This is a genomic window from Paenibacillus lentus (assembly GCF_003931855.1).
GTDB lineage: Bacteria > Bacillota > Bacilli > Paenibacillales > Paenibacillaceae > Fontibacillus > Fontibacillus lentus.
This window is the reverse complement of record NZ_CP034248.1, coordinates 4,895,289-4,915,784: the sequence shown is the minus strand read 5'-3', so window position 1 is coordinate 4,915,784 and position 20,496 is coordinate 4,895,289. Positions and strand designations below refer to the sequence as shown.

Genomic DNA, 20,496 nt, shown 5'->3' with positions numbered 1-20,496 from the left:
TACTTTGCTGGTATTTTACAAAGCCACTTGTTAAGGGGCTACCTATGGTATTTCCGGTGTTTTATGAACATAAAAGAATAAAGTGGCCTCACCCTCTTATAATGGTTGCAAGAGAAATTGAAAACAACCGCTGCAAAGGTGTATTATTGGAAGGTGTAAAAAAGGAGGGAAACTTGTTGGCTAAAAAAACCTCTCACTTTTGGGCTTTGCTCTTATTCTCAATCGGCGTATTTATGGCGCAGCTTGATAATGGGATTATTAGTTCAGCGCTTACAACCATTAATCGTCACTATGATGTGACTGATAACTGGGGTGCCTGGGGCATAACCATCTATACCCTTGGCTTAGCGATTAGCTTACCGATTGTTGGTAAACTTTCCGATAGGTATGGAAGAAGGAAGCTATTTATTATTGAAATCGCCTTGTTCGGTATCGGTTCTTTATTGGTAGCGCTTAGTCCTTCATTTGGCTTTTATTTAGCTGCTCGTTTCATTCAAGCGCTTGGCGGCGGCGGTATTTTTATTATCGGGAATTCACATATATTAAGTACTGTTGAACCGGGCAAGCAGGCGAAATATTTGGGGCTCTTAGGGGCGATGAACGGGGTTGCCGCTGTATTAGGGCCAAACGTTGGTTCTTTCTTACTCGACTTAACGGGGAATTGGCATATTTTATTCTTAATCAACGTGCCGATTGCTATTGTTTTGTTTATTCTGGCCTTTATGAGGCTAGAGGAATCCTCGGATCCAAGTCCAGGGCGGTTAGATTTAATCGGTACCATTATTTTGTCTTTTGCCGTGTTATCCCTAATGTACGGCTTAACCAATATTGACATTAATTTCTGGGCCAGCTTTAAGCAGCTTGAAGTATCAGGCTTTATTGGTGCGGGGATCGTATTGTTTATCGTGTTGATGCTGTATGAGTCGGTATTGGAGAAAAAGGAGAATGGCGACCCGATTTTACCGATATACTTGATTAGACAGCCTCGCTTTTTAATGGTGCTTTTGATTGGCGCTTTATCAGGCGGCATTTTAGCAGCGATGATTTTTATCCCCGCCTTCACCGAAAATGTGCTGGGGATCATGGCTGAAAAGTCGGGCTACTGGATGACCCCGCTCGCATTAGCAGCAGGGGTTGGCGCAGGCTTGGGCGGTACACTGGTCACGAAGCGCGGCCCTGTGTTTACCGTTATTATATCGGGGCTAATTGCCGCCATCGGGTTTGCCTTATTCCCATTATGGATTGAATTAAAATGGCAATTCGTGGTTTCGAGTATGATCGCAGGTGTGGGGATTGGTGTTATTTTAGGCGCGCCATTAAATATTTTAGCGACAGAAGGTCTACAATCGAATAAAGGTACTGCGCTAGCTTCTTTATCCCTACTACGCCAGATAGGTATGACCATAGCACCAACCATTTATGCAGGCTTCATTGCACGTGGCTTTAACAATATGGGTAATCTTTTTCAGAGTGACTTTCAGAATGTGTTACAAGACAATATTGCAAGGGCTGATTTGTCGAAGGAGGCACTTGGCGAGCTAGCGCAAATTGGTCAACAGATGGCTGCGGGCTCTGGTGCAATCGATGCAAATCAGATGAATGAAATTGTCGGCTCGATCCAAGATCCTGCCTTAAAAGAAGTAATCTTAAACAGTGTATCTGAAATTACAAGGATGGCTGCAGAGAATGGCTACGGCGGTTTATACTGGTCAGCGGCTGTATTAGGTGTACTAATCATTGTGGCTTCTTTAATCCTGGTGCCGTTAAGAGGTAAAGCTTCTGCGGTATCACGCATTGAATAGCTCATAAGATGATGCTAGGGGCAGAGCAATTAAGCAGCGAAGTACAACAAAATTTTACTACCTTTTGGAGCCTTGAAGGATGATTCCTCTCAGGCTCTTTTTTGTGCCTAAAGGGCTAGATAAGCTTTTAAGACAACAGTTAAACGTATTTTGAACGATGAATTGTACTGCCAATGTATTGCTATGTATTGCTTAATCTATATAATATAATGCTTGATACATAATTATTAAAAAAGGATGGCCGAGAGAGTAATGACATATTGGAGTTTACTAGGAATTGACCCTACGGCGGACGAATCGGTTATTAAGAAGGCTTATGCAAGTCAATTGCAGGTTTATCATCCGGAGGAGGATCCCGAGGGCTACCAGCGTTTGAGAGAGGCCTATGAATGGGCGAAAAAACGAGCTAAAGCGCTGCAAGCTGAAGCAACCAGTTGCGGTATGGACGAGGATGAATGGCACTGCGATACATACGATATAGACGATCCCGATGACGAGATTTCAGTGCTGCAGTCGTCTTGGCAAGCCGCTGATTCTGAATCCTCCCCATTGAAACGTCATCCGGCTCAGGTGTTTTTTGAGCAAATGGAGGAGTTGTATGACGATTTTCCCCGCCGGATTGATCCCGAGCAATGGAAAATATTAATGGCGAGCGACTATATGTGGGACATGGATCATCAGCGTGAGCGGTTGAGTGGGTTGCTGCGTTTTTTAGAAAAGCATCGGCATTTTCCGCGAAAAGTATGGGATATCTTGAACCAATCCTTTTACTTGCTGGAACAGAAAGAAGATCTATTTGAACTCTATGATGAGGAAGAAATAGCCTTTATCATCGGACAAATTCAGGGTACTGCGGAATTAGGGTATGCCTGCTTTGAAGAGCGACAGCTTAATTTCGATATTGAGCACTATCTCACGCTAAGGCAGGATGCTCAGACTTTACTTATGGAGGATAATCCGGTGGCGGCCAGAGATGATCTGGCGGAGGCGTATGACCTGTTCCAGCATGACCCGGATCTGCAGCTTCTGCAAGCGAAATGCTATCTGAGACTGGGGCAACATTCGGAGGCAAAATTATGTCTGCAGCAGGTTCTTAAGCTAAAACCGGACGAGCATGAGGCTCGCCTGTTACTTGCGCACTTTTTGTATAAAGAACAACACTATGACGAGGCCATAGGGGAATGTAAGCTGTTGGAAGAGCAAGGAGTATTAAACCAGGATGTTATGAGCATATATGGAAACTCCGCAATTGAGTTGGGGCGTATTGAGCAAGCTTGGAAGAAATACAGCGAAACTGAACCGATTTGGCAAAAGTTCTACCATTTTCAATATAATTTGATGTTACTGCGGATGAGAAATAGGCATTTGTTCAACCAAGAGCATAATCCGCGACATGCGGAGTATAAAAAGAGGGTTAGAAAGTCTCAGATGTGGAGCTATGGCATGCTGATGTTTAGATTAAGCTGGCTTTATCTATTTTTATTCTTGCTTGTTTATTTTATCTTTGGCTTGCCCCCGGTATTTTTGATTGTATTGCCCATCATCCTTTGCAGAAGCGCTTGGAAGACCTTAAGAACAGCGAGAATGTTTATTACTTGATTGGAGGTTTAATTCATGGCAAGGCGATATGCTTTTGGGAAGCGAAGAAAAATAGAACAGTATTTCCGATGTCTTACGGCAAGTTGTCTTCAAGACATGCTGCAAAACTATTATGTGGTCTATGAATTTGGCCTTGCTGAAAGGCTGGTTCGCAAAAGTGTGATCCGCAGTTCCCTACAGCGTTGGAGCATAACAGATGCTGAGAGCTTAAAGGATAAAATCCACTGGTTGATCGAGGATGGAGGTCGAAAGGAATATAGAAGAAGGCATATGCATTTGCTGGCACTTAACGAAACGGCACGTCAACATTATCTTGAAGCCTTAAAGGAGGAGAATAGTGAGAAAAGCTACGCCCAATGGGATGTCGTGGCTAAGTGTTTATATCAGATACCTTCCGGAGATGTGAGTGCATACGGTTTGGCTTGGGCTATTATGCTGAGCCGGATGGGGGTAGTCAAGGGCTTTTTGTCAAAGGAAGAGGCTTGGAACATAAAGATGGAAGCGGCCGCCATGCTGCAGCAGACTTACAGGAGCTGGGAGGAATTCTATATAGCCTATTTGTGCGGGAGTCACTATTATGCGGATAAACCGGGAATCTATCCGTATATCCGTGTTTCAGGAATGTTGGATTTGTTGTCTTACAGTACCTTATTACATCGGAAAATCAATTGGGATCAGCCTCTACAGTTGTAAGGCAGGAGCCCACCGCACTAGCGGTGGGCTTTTCTCTCAATCTATCAACGTAACCGTTGAATACTCGGCATTCTTGCTTAAAGGATTGTTTGTGATGTCAACGGCGAATGAACGGGTATCCCGAGGGAGTTCGAAATGAATTTGTCCATGCGGTTCTGGGGAAAGCGGCGGGTTCCAGATTTGACTTTTGGATAAATCAGGATAATAGCGGGTGCCTTCAGCATCGACTAAAGAGAAGTACTCGGCCCGTAGTCCGGTATCCTTGTCATGTGTTATTGTCGCGCTAACCTTTATGGTAACGCTCCGCTCGCCATTCCATTTCCCCTGATTCTCGAACGATTCGATAGTAATATCCAAATCCCCTACAGTTACTGTTTCATCAACGGAAATAGGCGCGTTAGCTCCCTCAGACTGCGAAGAATCGATACTGCAGCCGGCAACAAACATAATGACTAGTGAAAATAGAAGACTGAGTTTCTTCATGATTACCTCCGACAATAGTACTAGGTCATAGCTTACCATATGTAGATGAGGAGGGAAATATATGAAACATATGAAGAGTGAGCTCAATTCCAAAACAGTTTATTCTAAATTGAATGAATTAAGGATGAGCTTTTTTTGAGTGTACATATACTAATACTATAAAAGTGTCTCATTAACGCTTAAAAATACGTCGCCATTTACCAAATTGCGGAATTCAGTAATCAAAAAATCTAGAGCATTCATCTGAATCAACTTGTCTCTTATAAGTGGTCACGAATCAAGTAACCATGAGCTACAGAGTAATCTAAATCCTTCGAGTCATAAGGGCCTAAAACAATACAAATACGGGTCGGCATAGGAGTGTATTTTCATCCATTCCAAAAAAAGCTTAGTATCACGTATTTGTGTACGTTTATGCGTACATCATTGAAAGTGATTATAACGTACGCTTATAGGTACAGTCAATAGGACCAAACTAAAATAAGGGGATAAAGATGAAAAAAGTAAAAATCACATTAGGAGACCTGTTGAAACAAAAAGGAATGTCAATTAATGAATTGTCCTTGCAATCCGATGTTCGGCGGGCGGCCATCTCTGAATTGGTTAATGGGAAACGTGAAAATATTAATTTTCGACATATTGAGCAAATAGCCGAAGCTTTACAAATTACTGATATTCGAAAAATCATAACGCTGATAGATGAAGGGGATTAAGAAGGTTGAATTAGGAGAAATATCTATGATAAATGAATACAGTTTTTGATTAGCTACAGAGTTTCTAAAGGAGTTTGGAGATTTAATCATTGAATTTGAGAATCCTAAAAGGCATGGAAGTTACTTAACGCTATCCATCAGTCCAATCCAAGCCGCTGGATCTGTATTTTAAAGTAGTATCGCGAAGATATGAAAGATACTGCGGTCAGCCGTTCGCAATAGTGGGTGAAATCGATTCTATGGATATGACGTGGTACATAAGTCAGTCGGGGGTGGGGGTGGGGGGGGGTTCGATGATTTTCTTGTTCGTTTAGGTGATGATTTCTATCAAGCATTTACGAATATTATCCAGGGAACGATGCTTGAAATTACGGTTGTTGAAAAGGATTAGCCTCTTGGATTCGACTATTACGTAATAATCGAATCCAAGGTAGTTTTTCAGCATACACGTATAATTAAAAGGGGTCATCATCACTAATTAGGGAAGGTTTCTTCCACCCAGCACCCGATTCACAAGCTGATCCGCTTGGCGGGTCGTCTCCGGGAGGCGGTAATGCGGAGCTAGCTTCAATATCCAGTCACAGGCTGTCCTGAGTGAGATCTTGTGACCTACGGAGACGAAGATCGGCTTGATTCCATCCTGCGTTCTTAGTACGTTGCCAATGACTTTGCCCTGATCAACTAATGGAGACATAGACCCTCTAACCGTGCCGGGTTCCTCGAATTCCCCTAGTAATCTTGTCTTGCCACAACCGATAGTGGGAAGGTCCAAGAGCACGCCCAAGTGGCTCGCCAGGCCAAATCGCCGCGGGTGGGCCAGCCCTTGCCCATCGCAAACGATCAGTTGAGGCGGCACCTTAATCTGCTGAAATGCCTTAATGACGGGCGGCAGCTCCCTGAACGAGAACAGTCCGGGGATATATGGGAAGTGGACGTTATCCTCCACCACGGCAGAGTCCACCACATTCAGCGATTCCGCTTCTAAAACGACGACGGCTGCGAATAGTTTGTCGCTATGCTTGCTATAAGCTACGTCTACGCCGGCTATATAATTGACCTCATCCAAATGATCTTCCGTTACAACTTGCTTAGCCAGCTCCAGCTGCAATTGAGCGGCTTCTTCTTCGGTCAACTTCCACGAATGCTTTACCTTGGGTTCCATCTTGAGCCTCCATGCCAATGTATCTATAAATCCATTATAACTGAATCGCTAGTCCCTGCGAATTCCTATCATCAACCACAAAATTACTAGACAGCCCAACCGAAAGTGATACAATTAAATCACTCAAGGAGGGGATGCTTTGCTATATCGTTGGTTCATTTTGCCATTTAGGCGGAGCATACGCAATAAGCTAATTCTCATTATGATTCTTATATCGGTTGTTCCGCTTATCGTCGTGACGATCCTATCTACCGAGAATACGAGAAAATCGATGGAAAGCGAAGTGATCCAGTCCAATATTACGAGAATTACCTGGACGGGCGGCTATTTGGAAGAGAAGTTCATTCAACTGAACAATCTCATTTATACGATTCTGATCAGCAATACGCTGGATGAATATATTAATAAAATGGACGGCTCGACCTTGTCCAACCAATACAACGCCCAGCGCAGCATCATCGATACGATGACCTCCGTATATTATTCGGGGAATAATCACCTGCTCGGCATCCAGCTATACCTAAAAGAGAAGAACAAGCTGTTCACGATTAACAGCATGCAGAAGCAAATCAGCACGCCACCCCAAGCCCCCCGGTTGTGGAGTGAAGTGGCTTCGAGCGGGATGAGCTTCATGATCAAGAGCAATGAGAGCGATCCGACGAAGTTCAATCTCATTCGTAGCGTGAACCGGTTCGAGAACAAGGAGCTGCTGGGGAGCATCGAGCTGCAGGTGAAGTGGCAAATGATGGACAGCGCCCTGGATTTGCTGCAGTCGGAGCCGAATTATACCGTATTTATCGCGAACCATGACGGCGACATCATGTACGTGCCTGAACATACAGATCAGGCCGAGGCGTTCGAGCGCGTGGCAACGGCATTGAAAGATATAGAGAGCACCGAGAGTGGCCCGGGATATATCCAGACGAAGGAGAGCTATGTTTTTTACAACACTGTAGAGCCTTGGGATCTGAAGCTGGTCAAAGTCATTCCGGCTAAATACATTAACCAGAGCGCAAGGACAAACCTCAGCTACGGGTTGATTGTAGGCATCATTTCTGCGGGACTATCCTTGCTGATCGCCGTTATTTTAGCCTGGAGCACTTCTAAGCCGATTGTCAGCCTAGCCAAGTCGATGCGTGGAATTAGCATTATAAAAGACCGGGAGCCGCCGTTAAGCAACCGAATGGATGAGCTTGGATTTCTGGAATTTAAGCTGTATAACATGTCTCACCGGCTTCGAGAGTATATCAAGACCGAATACAGCATGAACTTGGAAAAAAAGACAGCCCAATTGAAAGCGCTTCAATCACAGATTAACCCTCATTTCCTGCAGAATACATTGCAGCTGATCGGCGGACTCGCCTTCTCCAGCAAGCCGGAGGAGATCAATGAGCTAATCCGTTCTTTAAGTCAAATGTTCCGGTATGTTATCCGGGGGCAGAATGACTTGGCGACTATTCAAATGGAGCTGGATCATCTCAATAACTACATGCATATCCAAATGCAGCGGTTCTCGCCCCGTATCACCTATGAAGTGAAATGTGATCCTGAGGCAGCCGATTGTAGAATTCCGAAGCTGACGCTGCAGCCAATTGTGGAGAACGCTTTCCAGCATGGACTCGATAAGAAGTCCGGTGACTGGCGTCTACAGGTACATGTACAGCGCAATAAGCAGGGAGTGGTGATTTTTGTTGAGGATAATGGGGTCGGGATGGATGCCTCCACTTTAGTGGAATTGCAGAAGAGCTTGTGCCGCCAGACAAATCAGGCATGGAACATCGGGGATCGCATCGGCATGAATAATGTGGCTTCCCGCATCAAAATGCACTTCGGCCTTCAGTATGGTGTAACTGTCGAAAGTACGCCGGGTGTCGGTACGAAAGTGAGCATACAAATACCGTGGGTGAAAGAGGGTGACAGCTCCTATGATCAGAACAATAATCGTTGATGATGAGAAAATGCCGCGCGAGATGATTAAGCGGTATGGGTCATGGGATGAGTATGGCATGGAAATTATTGGTGAAGCAGATGACGGCTTGGAGGCTTTGCGCTTGATCGAAGATCGATCGCCTCAGTTGGTCATTACGGATATGCGTATGCCGGGGGCGGACGGGATGGAGCTGCTGGGCATCTTGAAGGAGCGTTACCCTGCCACTAAAGTCATCGTAGTCAGCGGATACGACGATTTTACGTACTTGAGGCAGGCGATTCGCTGCAAAGCCAAGGATTATATCCTTAAGCCGATTGATCCACAGGAATTGAATGCTGCCTTACTGAAGTGTAAAAAAGAGCTGGAATCCTCACGTCAGATTTCCCGGCAGCAATTTACGCTGCAAATGGATTTCCTGCAAATTGCTAAAGGGTACAAGCCCGCGCTAACTGCGTACTACAATCGGCTCGATACCGCAGGAGTCCGAAGCACATTTCAAAAGCTGCTCCGGGAGCTGAATGACTATGAAGCGACCCAGGCGAAGATGCAGGCTCAAATCTATCAAGAATTCATGGTACTGCTTCGTGAGCTTATGGTCGCCAACTCGCAGACTGTGAACGGATTCCAATTTGAAATCCGTGCAGAAGCGCTGCAATCCTATGAACGATTATTTAACGATTTAACGGAGCTGTATTTACTGGCGATGAGCCAGCTTGAGGAGCACCGGAAATACCGGCGTAAGCTTAACCTAGCGGAGATTAAGCAATACGTGGAGGCTAATTATTGCAAACCGATTACCCTGGAGCAGATCGCCGGAGCATTTTTCGTTAGTAAAGAATATTTAAGCCGGGCTTTTAAAAATGAGTTTAAGCAAAATCTGTCGGATTATATTCAGCAGCTGCGGATGGAAAAATCAAAAAAACTGCTGCTGGAAGGCGAGCAGCCGATCAGGGCGATCGCCGAAAGCTGCGGTTATGAGGAGGTTGCTTATTTCTATCGCGTATTTAAGAAGCACTTTGGCGTAGCCCCGGGAGAAATGAGGAAAGAGCGATAATACTATGAGAAGGTAAGAACGAAGTTTAAAATTGTACAAAGAAAGAGGTTAATTAAATCGAATTAATCTCTTTCTTTATTATTTTACAATGAAAGCGTAACCAACAATAGACATTGGGAGGTCAAAAGCATGAAGAACAAATGGAAACTGCTGCTTAGCGTAATTTTGGTTGTAGGCCTGCTGGCAGGCTGCGGATCGGGAGGCAACACATCATCCGGAAGCGCGAATAGCGGTGATTCCGATAAGGCAGACAAAGGAGGAAAGGCGGAAACGGTGAATCTGAAGGTATTCATCGCACAGCCTCGCCTCAAAGAACAGTATGACAAATACATTGCCGACTTCATTGCCAAAGAAAAAGCAGAGAAAAATATCGATGTCAAGGTTCAACTGGAAATGCCCAACGCGGATAATGCTCCGCAAATTTTAAAGACAAGACTCGCTTCAAACGATGCGCCGGACGTATTTAGCCTTCATGCCGTCAACGAGGTGCCGACCTTCTACAAAGCCGGTTATTTAGAGGACTTGTCCAGCCAACCTTTTGTGAGTACTCTACTGGATAGTGTGAAGCCGTCCGTGACGTATGACGACAAGGTTGTTGCAGTACCGTTAGAGACGCTGTCCTGGGGATACCTATACAACAAACAAGTATTCTCTGATCTGGGACTGGCGCCTCCAACCACATTGACAGAAATGAAAGCGGTTGTAGAGAAGTTGAAGGAGAATAATATTACACCGTTCGTGCTCTCTTACCAGGAAGCCTGGATTCCGCAGCTGTTCCTGCCATTGGCCGTAGGTGCCATGACGGAAACAGGCAACGCCGATTTTGTCGACAGAATGTATAACGACAACGGATCTTTCTCCGAGATGAAAGCGATGTTCGATATCATTGACCTGGTTAATGCCAACGGAACGGATAAGGCACTGGAAGTGAGCGGGGATGATGGCGCAGCCGCATTTGCCACAGGCAAAGGGGCCATGTGGATTCAAGGGCCATGGTACGCCGAGACCATTCTGAAGTCCAATCCTGATTTTGAATTCGGGGTGGCTCCGCTGCCGATTAATGATAATCCTGACGCAACGCTGATCAACTTGAGTACTTCTACTTCGCTAGCGGTTTCGCCGACGAGCAAGCACAAGGAAGTCGCACTGGACTTGGTTAACTATATTTTGGACGAGAACGATTCCAGCGACTTTTTCCAAAGCCTGAAATTTAACCCGCTGGCCACGGTGCATACATTTGACAGCTACCCTTGGGTCAATGATGCGACCGAGTACGTAAAGGCAGGCAAATCGTATCAGGATCCGCGGATTCCTCAAGCGGTCAAAGACGAAGTCGGGAAAGGGCTGCAAAGCTACTTTGCCAACCAAATGTCGCAGGATGACGTGATCAATGCACTGGATAAAGCTTGGAAGGATTTCAACAAAGTAAACAAGTAGGGTCCGAAGGCGAAGGGCGGCGTGCTTGGTGGCGCTGCTCTTCGACTAACCAATATTCGAACATCTGAGGTGATGTAACCATGCTCTCCAAAGGTTATCGGAAGTACCTGTCCTTCTTTGCCTTTCTAGCTCCAGCATTTATTATTTACACGATATTCCTGCTCATCCCGACGCTTGGCGGCATGTTCTACAGCTTGACCGACTGGAATGGACTGAACCCTGCCTATGACTTTGTAGGATTTGCTAACTTCGTGGAAATTCTACGCGCTGATCCCGATTTTTTGAACTCGCTATGGTTTACATTGAAATACGTGGTGATTATGGTTGTGCTGCAGAACGTATTTGCTTTGTTTCTCGCAGTGCTGATCGAATCCAAACGAAGATCGAAGGGATTTTTTAGAACGATATTTTTCATGCCCAACATGATCAGTCTAATTATCAGTGCATTCATGTGGTCCTTCGTATTTACACAAGTGCTGCCACAAATCGCTGAGAAGACGATGCTCACTTTTCTTGATCAAGGGTGGATTGGCGATCCGAGCGTTTCATTCTACTCCATTATTATCGTATCGCTTTGGAACGGTGTCGGCTACATGATGATTATTTACCTGGCGGGATTGCAGGGCGTGCCTCAGCATTTGCAGGAGGCGGCTATTATTGACGGGGCAAACGTGTTCCAACGTTTCATGCGCGTTACCCTGCCGATGATCACTCATGCTTTGACGATTTGTTTGTTCCTTACGCTGAACGGAGCGTTCAAAGTGTTTGATGTCGTGTACGGCTTGACCGGGGGCGGTCCGGGGCGGAGCACGCAGGTGATCACCCTGAACATTTATGAGGAGGCTTTCTCCAGCAACTTCAGGTACGGTTACGCCAGCGCGAAGTCGATTATCCTGTTCCTGTTCATCCTCCTTTTTACCTTTATTCAAATTAGCGTCATGAAAAAAAGAGAGGTGGAATCATGAGAAAGCGAACAGCAGCCTCTTATCTCGTTACGTTGTTGCTTGCGGTGTTGGCCGCAGTATCCTTTTTTCCGATATATCTAGCCGTCATCAACTCCTTTAAGACCCAAGGAGAAATGTTCAGTTCCGTGATGGCTCTGCCGACAAAGCTCCACTTCGAGAACTATGTATACGCCTATCAGCAAATCAACCTGCTGAGCAGTGTGAAGAACTCAGTCATTGTGTCTATTCTGGGAGTGGGCGGTATTATTTTTACAGCTGGCTTGGCGGGATATAAGCTGTCGCGTACGCCAGGGAAGCTGAGCAACTTTATCTTCTTCCTATTTATTGCCTCGATGCTCGTACCGTTTCACTCCATTATGATTTCGCTGACCAGAGTAGCTAAGAGTTTGGCCGTGCAAGGAACGACTTATGGATTAGGTCTAATTTACATCGGCCTTGGTGTGAATATGGCGGTATTCTTGTACCACGGTTTTGTAAAAACGATCCCGAAAGAGCTGGAGGAGTCAGCAAGAATGGATGGCTGTGGGGATTTCCAGACTTATTTTCGCATCATATTCCCCCTGCTGCTGCCGATTTCAGTTACGATTGGAATTTTGAACTTCCTATGGATATGGAATGATTTCCTGCTACCGCTGCTTATGCTCACTGACGTCAATCGTTACACGTTAATTTTGTCTACGAATATGCTGTTTGGCGAATACAACAAAGAATGGTCGCTGATCCTGGCGGCACTCGTTCTGACGGCTATTCCGGTAGTGATTATTTATTCGATCTTCCAGCGTTTCATTATGGAGGGGATTACCGAGGGCGCCGTTAAGGGATAGGTAGATGCTGCATGAAAAGGTGCGCGATTAAATGCATTAAGAATGAGGGAGGAGAGCCAGCTGTGCAGAACATGCAAAAGCTATACTACGGAGTTGCTTATTACGATGAATACATGCCTTATGATCGACTGGATCAGGACATCCAAATGATGAAGGATGCTGGCATCAATGTGGTGCGAATCGGGGAATCGACCTGGAGCACGCATGAGCCGCAGAGCGGTGTATTTGATTTTACCTCGCTGGATCGCGTCTTAGAGGCAATGCATGCAGCGGGCATTCAGGTCATCGTGGGAACCCCGACCTATGCGGTTCCTACCTGGATGGTGAAGGAGCACCCGGACGTGCTGGCGGTGACGCCGCAAGGTGAAGGGCGCTACGGTGCAAGACAGATAATGGATATAACGAACCCGAAATACCTGTTCTATGCCGAGAGAATCATCCGCAAAATGATGGAGCGCGTGAAGGATCATCCGGCGGTCATTGGGTATCAGACCGATAACGAGACGAAGCATTATCATACGGCAGGCCCTAACGTGCAGGTTCAGTTCGTGAAATATATGAGAGAGAAATTTGGAGCCGTGGAGAAGGTGAACGAGGAATTTGGTCTTGCGTACTGGAGCAATCGGATTAACAGTTGGGAGGACTTTCCTTCGGTCGTAGGAACGATCAACGGCAGCCTTGGCGCTGAGTTTGCCCGTTTCCAGCGGAAGCTGGTGACCGATTTCTTGTCTTGGCAGGTGTCGCTCGTCAATGAGTACAAGCGCCCGGATCAATTCGTCACCCAGAACTTCGACTTCGAATGGCGGGGTTATTCCTATGGGGTGCAGCCGGACGTTGACCATTTTGAGGCCTCTAGAGCTTTTGACATTACGGGAGTCGATATCTACCATCCCTCGCAGGATGATTTGACCGGGATCGAAATTTCATTCGGCGGCGATGTGGCCCGTTCCACAAAGGGAGCCAGCTATCTCGTGCTGGAGACCGAAGCGCAGGGGTTCGCCCATTGGGTTCCATACCCGGGACAGCTGCGACTGCAGGCGTTCAGCCATTTGGCCTCGGGAGCGAATATGGTTGCCTACTGGCACTGGCATTCGATCCACAACTCCTTTGAGACGTATTGGAAAGGGCTGCTGAGTCATGACTTTGAGCCAAACCCGGTCTATAACGAGGCGAAGACGATCGGGCGGGATTTTGCCAGACTTTCCCCGAAGTTGGTGAATTTGCGGAAAAAGAATGAGGTCGCCGTGCTTGTAAGCAACGAAGCGCTGACCGCGCTGGAATGGTTCAAGCTGCCAGATCAGGAGAAGAACTACAATGATATCGTTCGCCTGATGTATGATCAGCTATACAGAATGAATATCGGCTGTGATATCGTCCACCCGTCCAGCGAGAACCTGGATCAATATAAGCTGCTCATTGTTCCGGCATTGTACGCGGCGTCCGATGAACTGCTCGAAAGATTGAATGATTTCGTGCGTAGTGGCGGACATATCGTCTATTCTTTCAAGAGCGGATTCACGAATGAGCACATCAAAGTGAGGACGACGCATCAGCCGGGCATCATTAACGAAGCCTGCGGTATCTATTACAGCATGTTTGCCGAACCGAAGAATGTATCACTGAAAGACGATCCATTCGGCGTAGGGGAAGAGCAGAATTACGTGGAGACGTGGATGGAGCTGATCACGCCGACAACCGCAGAGGTGCTGGCCTATTATGATCACCCGCATTGGGGGGGCTATGCCGCCATTACTCGAAACGAGTATGGCGAAGGGGTCGCGACTTATGTCGGCTGCCTGCCGAGCCCGGCCATCATGCGCCAGGTGCTGGAGCAAGCGGTGAAGGATGCAGGATTGTGGGGCAAGGATCAGGCGATTGCTTTTCCGCTGATTACGAAGTATGGTCGGAACGAAGACGGCAAGCTTGTCCATTTCTATATGAACTATTCCGATGAAGAGCAGGTCCTAGTGTACCCGCATCAGGATGGTGAAGAACTGTTGTCGGGACATCGCGTGGTGAGCCAGCAGCAGTTGACCTTAGAGCGCTGGGGTGTACTAATTATTGAAGAGAAGTAAAGCCGGAAACCAAAAAAGCCCAGAAGAAGTTCGCGAAGAAAGCTGAGAACCCCAGCTTTCTTTTTTATATTTCAATTTACTATAATTCTTGACATTAGTTAACAAATATGGGAGTATAAAAACGAATGATAGATTCTATTTTTTACCAAAGAAGGTGCTTTTAATATTATTTTCGCCTAAATATGGAAGGAAGGTGTTGTATTGGCTGCTAGAGAATTAGAAATCGTTATTCCGCCAATTATTGGGTATCAGTATTTGGCCTACCCCCTTTGCACGCTATTTACTCGCCAAGAAACACTGCCCTGGTTTTATAGTAATTTTATTCATCTATACTGTTATTCTCATCTTGATGACGATTATGCTTCATCATCCCTGCCTTTAAGCTTTTATGGCGAAGACTTTGTTCAATGTCCTTGGTTGATTACACAGAAACTGGAGCGGGAATCTATTCTATCTTCTCCCGAAGGCATTATAGATTTTCTTATTAGAAATATTAATTTAGGTTATACCATTTCGCTTAATGTAGATGAATTTTATATACCTCAGCGGCGGGTCTACCGTCAGATTCATTATGCCCATGATGTTTTGATCTATGGTTATGATGACCAGAGTCGCATGTTTCTGATTTTGGGATATGATCAGGAAATGCAATTTCGCAGAACGCTTGTACCGTTTCATGAATTGGAGCAGGGGATAGAGCAGCTCCCGAATACGGAGCGTTTTGAGGAACATATTTTTTTATATAAAATAAATCCTTCCGGAAGCTACACACTCGATGCCACTGTTATTAAACAAGCTTTGGAGGATTACCTGTCTGGACGCAATATTTCACTGTGCCACCGTGCAACATCTGGAATGCTGGAAGCCGCATTTGGCACTGAGGTTTACCAGGCAATCGCTGATAATTTGCCGATCCTGGTTCGCAAGCGGGATATTAGACCGATACACATTTTGCTGGAGCATAAGAAGACGATGTCACTGCGTTTAGACTACTTATGCAATCAGGGAATTCTCCCGGCTGAACTTACAGGATGCTTTAGCCCTGTAGAGGGAAGGATGTTTTTTTTAAGGCATTTACTGATGAAGTATGCTTTCACCAATGACGATACACTGCTGAGACAGGGATTACAGGAGTTAACAACAATTAGAGAGCATGAACAGGCGGTATTGGAAACCGTGGTGGAGGCACTGGAACGCCAGCTTATCTCCTAGTGGCGGTTACCTCATAATTATATGTATTGGAGGTTTTTTCTCTGGACATTAATTTGATATACCCCTTAACCCATCCGCAAAGACGCATTTGGTATGTGGAAAATATCTCCCCAGGTACAAGTATTCATAACATCGGCGGATTAATCAGAATTTATGGAGCTGTTGATTTTGATTTGCTTGAGGAAGCAATCAACCATTTTATACGGCTCAATGATGCGATACGTATTAGAATTGTTGAACAGGATTCAGGTGTTCAGCAGACGGTAAGTGCCTATCAAAGGAGACAACTTCCGTTTATAGATTTTACAACGATTACCTCTGATGTTGATGTTGACGCATGGGCGGCATCAGAATTTGCTCAGCCGCTTCCGCTGGATGGCGAGGCATTGTATGAATTTACCCTAGTCAAGATCAGCGAGACAGAGAGTGCCTATTTAACCAAGGTACATCATATCATCTCTGATGGCTGGTCCTTTCAACTCATGACCTCGCATATTAATGATCTATATACCCAGTTGATGCGGGGGCAAATGATTCAGGAGGAAGCCAAGCCTACATATATTGATTATATTGAGCAGGAGCAGAAATATTTAACCTCATCACGCTTTAAGAAGAGCAAGCATTACTGGACAAACAAGTTCAAGTCTGTTGATAAAATCACTTTATTTCCCACGTCAAATAATACTAGAGGCCAGCGAAAGGCATTTATCTTAAATCAACCTATTTCAGATAGAATCCGCGATTTTACAAATACCCACCAGGTGTCGTTGAATACTTTTTTTATAGCTGTAATGCTGCTTTACCTTCATAAAATCACTCAACAAAACCTCATTATAATTGGCACACCCGTTCTAAATCGTACCGGGGTTAAGGAGAAGAAAACCTTCGGTATGTTTACTAGCAGTATGCCATTTTTAGTTCAGATCGAGCAAGAAACATCGCTCTCCAAGTTTATACTGAACTGCAACCTCGAGCTCATTCAAAGTTACTTCCATCAGAAATATCCTTATAACTTGTTAGTCCAAGACCTCCAGCTTCAGAAACGCGGCATAGATCAATTATTTCAAGTAAGTGTGAACTATTATAATACCTCGTATGATAAAAGCTTTGGCCCCGGTTGGAAAATGAAGCAAACCGAGGTGCATAACGGAAACCAGCTATATCCTTTACAGCTTATTATTACGGAGTGGGAAGAAAACGGGGGGCTGGAGCTTTATTTTGACTATAAGACCGATGACTACTCCGCGTCGCAAATTGAAGAGATGTTCTCACGGCTTGAACTGATTACGGAACAAATATTGAACACACCGCATCAATCGATACGAAATCTGGAGCTGCTATTGCCAGGTGAGCGTGACAAGCTGCTCTACGAATGTAATTTGACAGAGCGCTTATATCCTGCTGACCAGACCATTCTAGATTTGTTTGAGAAGCAGTCTGCGCAATCAGCCGATCGTGTGGCATTAACTTATCGTGGACAATCCTTAACGTATAAAGAGCTGAATACACGGGCTAATCAGTTGGCGCGCACCCTATTGCAGTACGGTATCCACCGACAGACCCCGATAGCGATAATGGGACGGCATTCTATAGAAATTATGGTCGCAATTTGGGCTGTGATCAAAGCTGGTGCAGTGTATATTCCGATTGATCCTGAATATCCCCGGGAGCGGATAGAGTATATCTTGCATGACAGTCAGGCCCCGCTTCTGCTTACATTTGGGAATGATTGGAGGACCTTGTCTTACGAGGGAACGGTCATCCGGCTTGAGGATGATAATTTGTACACTCAGGATGGCAGTAATCTTGGACTTGCAGGGTCACCTAACGATCTGGTCTATATGATTTATACTTCTGGCTCCACAGGCAAACCCAAGGGGGCGATGATTGAGAATCGCGGCCTTGTGAACTATATTTGGTGGGCAAATCAGCAGTATACCAGAACAGATAATGAGATATTTGCGTTATATTCTTCCATAGCCTTTGATTTAACGGTTACCTCCATATTCACTCCGCTTATTGGGGGACATCAAATAGAAATTTATGATGACGATGGTAAAGAATTTATAATTCATCGTATTTTAAAAGAGAAGAAGGCAACGATAGTCAAGCTTACTCCCGCCCATTTGTCGCTCCTCAAGGACATGGAGCTCGATCAGCTGGCAGTTCATACATTTATCGTTGGCGGCGAGGATTTGAAATGTGCGCTAGCCAGGGATATTCATATCAAAAGCTCAAGCTCCATCGCTATTTATAATGAATACGGCCCAACAGAGACCGTCGTTGGGTGTATGATTTATCAATACGATCCGGAGCGTGATCAAGGAGTATCCGTTCCCATTGGCCAGCCTATAGATAATGTACAAATCTATTTGCTGAATGATCAATTGGAGCCGGTTCCTAACGGAACTGTCGGTGAAATTTATATTTCAGGTGACGGAGTGGCAAGGGGATATCTGCGCAGACCGGAATTGACCCAGGAGTGTTTTGTGAGCAATCCGTTCCTTAAGGGAATGAGGATGTATCGTACCGGTGATCTGGCAGTACGCCTTGATAGCAAAGATTTAGTATATCTTGGACGGATGGATCATCAGGTCAAAATCAAAGGCTATCGCATTGAAACAGGAGAAATCGAGCATCATTTACTGGCTATTGATTCAATTAAAGAAGCGGTGGTTATGGATCGAATCGCGGAGGAACAGCATTATTTGGCGGCTTACTTTGTGGCAGCAGAACAGATTGATGTGCTGGAACTGAGAATGAAGCTGCTCGAGGTTCTACCTTCCTATATGATTCCTGCCTATTTTGTACAGCTTGCAGAATTACCCTTGTCCCCTAATGGGAAGGTGGATCGGCGATTCTTGCCTGATCCTGCTTCCATGAAGCAAGTGACGGGGCAAGGACCACGGCAAGGGAGAACTGCTAATCCCGATGATATTGTTCGTTGGCTGAGAGATATCTATAAAGAGGTTCTTCAGGTGAAGGATGTACAATCCGCCGATAACTTCTATCGAATGGGCGGCGATTCTATTAAGGCGATTCAAATAGTCGCTAAGGTGAATTCAGCAGGCTACAAGCTGAAGGTTCAGGATATTTTGAGCTATCCTGATATTCATGAACTGGCTGCTGTGCTAGAAATGACCATAGCTGCGCCGATAGAGCAAAAACCTTGTACAGGGGAAGTTAAAGCCTTGCCGGTAACGTCCTGGTTTTTAGAAAGTCAGTGGGGCAATCCACATTTTTATACACAATCTGTATTTCTCCACCTGAAACAAAAAGTGAATATTCCTATCCTGCTCGAAGCGTTGTATTTATTACTCCAGCATCACGATGCTCTAAGGCTGCAGCATGAGATGAAGACAGGGAAGCTAGTGTACCGAGAGGTACGCCGGGAACATCTGGAGTTTGATTATTGTGACTTAACCTCACTGCATACTGAGGAGCACGCTGAAGTCATTCGAAGCCGTTCCGAGTTATTGAAAGCGAGTATCCAGCTTGGGCAGGGCCTCCTGTTTAAAACGATGTTATTCGAGAGGGGAGAAGATGGGCAATCCTTGCTGCTGACAGCACATCATCTGATTGTCGACGGTGTATCCTGGCGAATATTGCTGGAGGATCTTGATCGGTTGTTGCAATCCATAACCAGTGGTACAAGCTGTGCTTTGCCTGCTAAGACCCATTCTATTCAAGCTTGGGCAGAGTCCATTGAGGTATATAGTCGTAAACAGGCAACGGAGTACTTGCCTTATTGGGAGCGTGTGGTTGAAGAGGCAGAGGATAGCCTTCGTCTTGATTTTCCTTCAACGGATGATCGGTATGCAGTTTGCAATACGTTAGTTCGCGAGCTGCCTGAATCAGTAACTGGCAGGCTGCTTGGTGAGGCGAATGCGGCCTTCCATACCCAGACAAGTGAGCTGATAATGGCTTCCCTGGCAATGGCTATGCGTGAATACAGCGGCAAGGAGAAGATCTCCATTGAGCTTGAAGGGCATGGCCGGGAAGAATTGTTTGCGGATGTGGATATATCGAGAACTGTCGGATGGTTTACTTCGTTATTTCCCGTGAATCTTTACCTGCCTGTTCGAGACCCTTCAAGCATCATTAAAGCAGTAAAAGAACAGCTTCGAGAGATTCCTAACAAGGGAATAGACTATGGAATATTAGTGTACAATTCCAAACGGCTCTTGCACATAGACAAACGCTTGCTGCGTTTTAACTATTTGGGTGAGATTGATAATCTCCTTCAGGGCTCTTCATTTTTGATTGGTGAGGAGGATATTGGGAATGAGACCTGCTCAAGTAACAAGCTTGCTTGTCTCGTCGATGTCGTAGCGATGGTGATAAATAGGAAGCTTCTTGTTCGATTGACTTATAGTGAAGCGATGTTTGACAGGGAGAGCATGGAGAATCTGCTCGAATCCTTTATGCAAAAAATAATGGAAGTTATTCAGTTATGTCTGAATACAGAGCCCGAATTTACGCCTTCGGATTTCGCTACATTGAAGCTAAAGCAGGACGAGCTGGATATCCTCTTTAATTGACTTCAC

At 45.5% G+C, this 20,496-nt stretch carries 14 protein-coding genes; 12 read left to right on the top strand and 2 right to left on the bottom strand.

All coding sequences use genetic code 11. From position 1 onward, the window contains the following. The first annotated feature begins 44 nt into the window (after positions 1-44). From EIM92_RS22130 to EIM92_RS22120, 3 genes are all read left to right on the top strand, one after another. Positions 45-1,802: an MFS transporter gene (locus EIM92_RS22130; RefSeq protein ID WP_281279644.1), complete on the top strand. Its 1,758-nt coding sequence runs from the start codon at positions 45-47 to the stop codon at positions 1,800-1,802. A gap of 252 nt (positions 1,803-2,054) precedes the next feature. Beyond that, complete coding sequence (locus EIM92_RS22125) at positions 2,055-3,401, top strand: J domain-containing protein (RefSeq protein WP_164515179.1); 1,347 nt, start codon at positions 2,055-2,057, stop codon at positions 3,399-3,401. A gap of 15 nt (positions 3,402-3,416) precedes the next feature. Further along, positions 3,417-4,094 carry a DUF1266 domain-containing protein gene (locus EIM92_RS22120; RefSeq protein ID WP_125084695.1) on the top strand — a complete coding sequence of 226 codons (678 nt, stop codon included), beginning with the start codon at positions 3,417-3,419 and terminating at the stop codon, positions 4,092-4,094. Between the two features lie 36 nt (positions 4,095-4,130). Here EIM92_RS22120 and EIM92_RS22115 read toward each other — a convergent pair whose 3' ends face one another. After that, a complete protein-coding gene (locus tag EIM92_RS22115) occupies positions 4,131-4,577 on the bottom strand; it encodes a DUF4352 domain-containing protein (protein ID WP_125084694.1) in 447 nt (148 codons plus the stop codon). A 494-nt stretch (positions 4,578-5,071) separates the two neighbouring features. Between EIM92_RS22115 and EIM92_RS22105 the strand changes: the two genes are divergently transcribed. After that, a complete protein-coding gene (locus tag EIM92_RS22105) occupies positions 5,072-5,290 on the top strand; it encodes a helix-turn-helix domain-containing protein (RefSeq protein WP_125084693.1) in 219 nt (72 codons plus the stop codon). A 478-nt stretch (positions 5,291-5,768) separates the two neighbouring features. On the opposite strand, the gene nfi is transcribed toward EIM92_RS22105, so the two are convergent. Continuing rightward, on the bottom strand, positions 5,769-6,452 hold the full coding sequence (gene nfi / locus EIM92_RS22100) for a deoxyribonuclease V (RefSeq protein ID WP_125084692.1): 684 nt from the start codon (positions 6,450-6,452) through the stop codon (positions 5,769-5,771). Between the two features lie 139 nt (positions 6,453-6,591). Between nfi and EIM92_RS22095 the strand changes: the two genes are divergently transcribed. From EIM92_RS22095 to EIM92_RS22060, 8 genes are all read left to right on the top strand, one after another. Next, positions 6,592-8,400 carry a sensor histidine kinase gene (locus EIM92_RS22095; RefSeq protein WP_246021122.1) on the top strand — a complete coding sequence of 603 codons (1,809 nt, stop codon included), beginning with the start codon at positions 6,592-6,594 and terminating at the stop codon, positions 8,398-8,400. Beyond that, positions 8,378-9,436 carry a response regulator gene (locus EIM92_RS22090; protein WP_125084691.1) on the top strand — a complete coding sequence of 353 codons (1,059 nt, stop codon included), beginning with the start codon at positions 8,378-8,380 and terminating at the stop codon, positions 9,434-9,436. The genes EIM92_RS22095 and EIM92_RS22090 overlap by 23 nt, the downstream gene beginning before the upstream one ends. Positions 9,437-9,565: 129 nt before the next feature. Then, entirely contained in the window at positions 9,566-10,873 is a 1,308-nt protein-coding gene (locus EIM92_RS22085; RefSeq protein WP_125084690.1) for an ABC transporter substrate-binding protein, read from the top strand. An 80-nt stretch (positions 10,874-10,953) separates the two neighbouring features. Further along, positions 10,954-11,838 carry a carbohydrate ABC transporter permease gene (locus EIM92_RS22080; RefSeq protein WP_125084689.1) on the top strand — a complete coding sequence of 295 codons (885 nt, stop codon included), beginning with the start codon at positions 10,954-10,956 and terminating at the stop codon, positions 11,836-11,838. Continuing rightward, positions 11,835-12,662, top strand: coding sequence for a carbohydrate ABC transporter permease (locus EIM92_RS22075; RefSeq protein ID WP_125084688.1), 828 nt, complete (start codon positions 11,835-11,837; stop codon positions 12,660-12,662). The genes EIM92_RS22080 and EIM92_RS22075 overlap by 4 nt, the downstream gene beginning before the upstream one ends. A gap of 71 nt (positions 12,663-12,733) precedes the next feature. Continuing rightward, positions 12,734-14,737, top strand: a complete 2,004-nt coding sequence (locus tag EIM92_RS22070; RefSeq protein ID WP_125085317.1) for a beta-galactosidase — start codon at positions 12,734-12,736, stop codon at positions 14,735-14,737. Between the two features lie 201 nt (positions 14,738-14,938). Beyond that, on the top strand, positions 14,939-15,949 hold the full coding sequence (locus EIM92_RS22065) for a cysteine peptidase family C39 domain-containing protein (RefSeq protein ID WP_125084687.1): 1,011 nt from the start codon (positions 14,939-14,941) through the stop codon (positions 15,947-15,949). 26 nt (positions 15,950-15,975) lie between these two features. After that, a complete protein-coding gene (locus EIM92_RS22060) occupies positions 15,976-20,490 on the top strand; it encodes a non-ribosomal peptide synthetase (RefSeq protein WP_125084686.1) in 4,515 nt (1,504 codons plus the stop codon). Positions 20,491-20,496 lie beyond the last annotated feature (6 nt).

Bases quoted from the DNA above. Each gene is read 5' to 3' on its own strand.
- EIM92_RS22075 (WP_125084688.1), top strand. From the start codon at position 11,835: ATGAGAAAGCGAACAGCAGCCTCTTATCTCGTTACGTTGTTGCTTGCG.
- EIM92_RS22070 (WP_125085317.1), top strand. From the start codon at position 12,734: ATGCAAAAGCTATACTACGGAGTTGCTTATTACGATGAATACATGCCT.
- EIM92_RS22120 (WP_125084695.1), top strand. From the start codon at position 3,417: ATGGCAAGGCGATATGCTTTTGGGAAGCGAAGAAAAATAGAACAGTAT.
- nfi (WP_125084692.1), bottom strand. From the start codon at position 6,452: ATGGAACCCAAGGTAAAGCATTCGTGGAAGTTGACCGAAGAAGAAGCC.
- EIM92_RS22130 (WP_281279644.1), top strand. From the start codon at position 45: ATGGTATTTCCGGTGTTTTATGAACATAAAAGAATAAAGTGGCCTCAC.
- EIM92_RS22125 (WP_164515179.1), top strand. From the start codon at position 2,055: ATGACATATTGGAGTTTACTAGGAATTGACCCTACGGCGGACGAATCG.
- EIM92_RS22090 (WP_125084691.1), top strand. From the start codon at position 8,378: ATGATCAGAACAATAATCGTTGATGATGAGAAAATGCCGCGCGAGATG.
- EIM92_RS22080 (WP_125084689.1), top strand. From the start codon at position 10,954: ATGCTCTCCAAAGGTTATCGGAAGTACCTGTCCTTCTTTGCCTTTCTA.
- EIM92_RS22085 (WP_125084690.1), top strand. From the start codon at position 9,566: ATGAAGAACAAATGGAAACTGCTGCTTAGCGTAATTTTGGTTGTAGGC.
- EIM92_RS22105 (WP_125084693.1), top strand. From the start codon at position 5,072: ATGAAAAAAGTAAAAATCACATTAGGAGACCTGTTGAAACAAAAAGGA.
- EIM92_RS22115 (WP_125084694.1), bottom strand. From the start codon at position 4,577: ATGAAGAAACTCAGTCTTCTATTTTCACTAGTCATTATGTTTGTTGCC.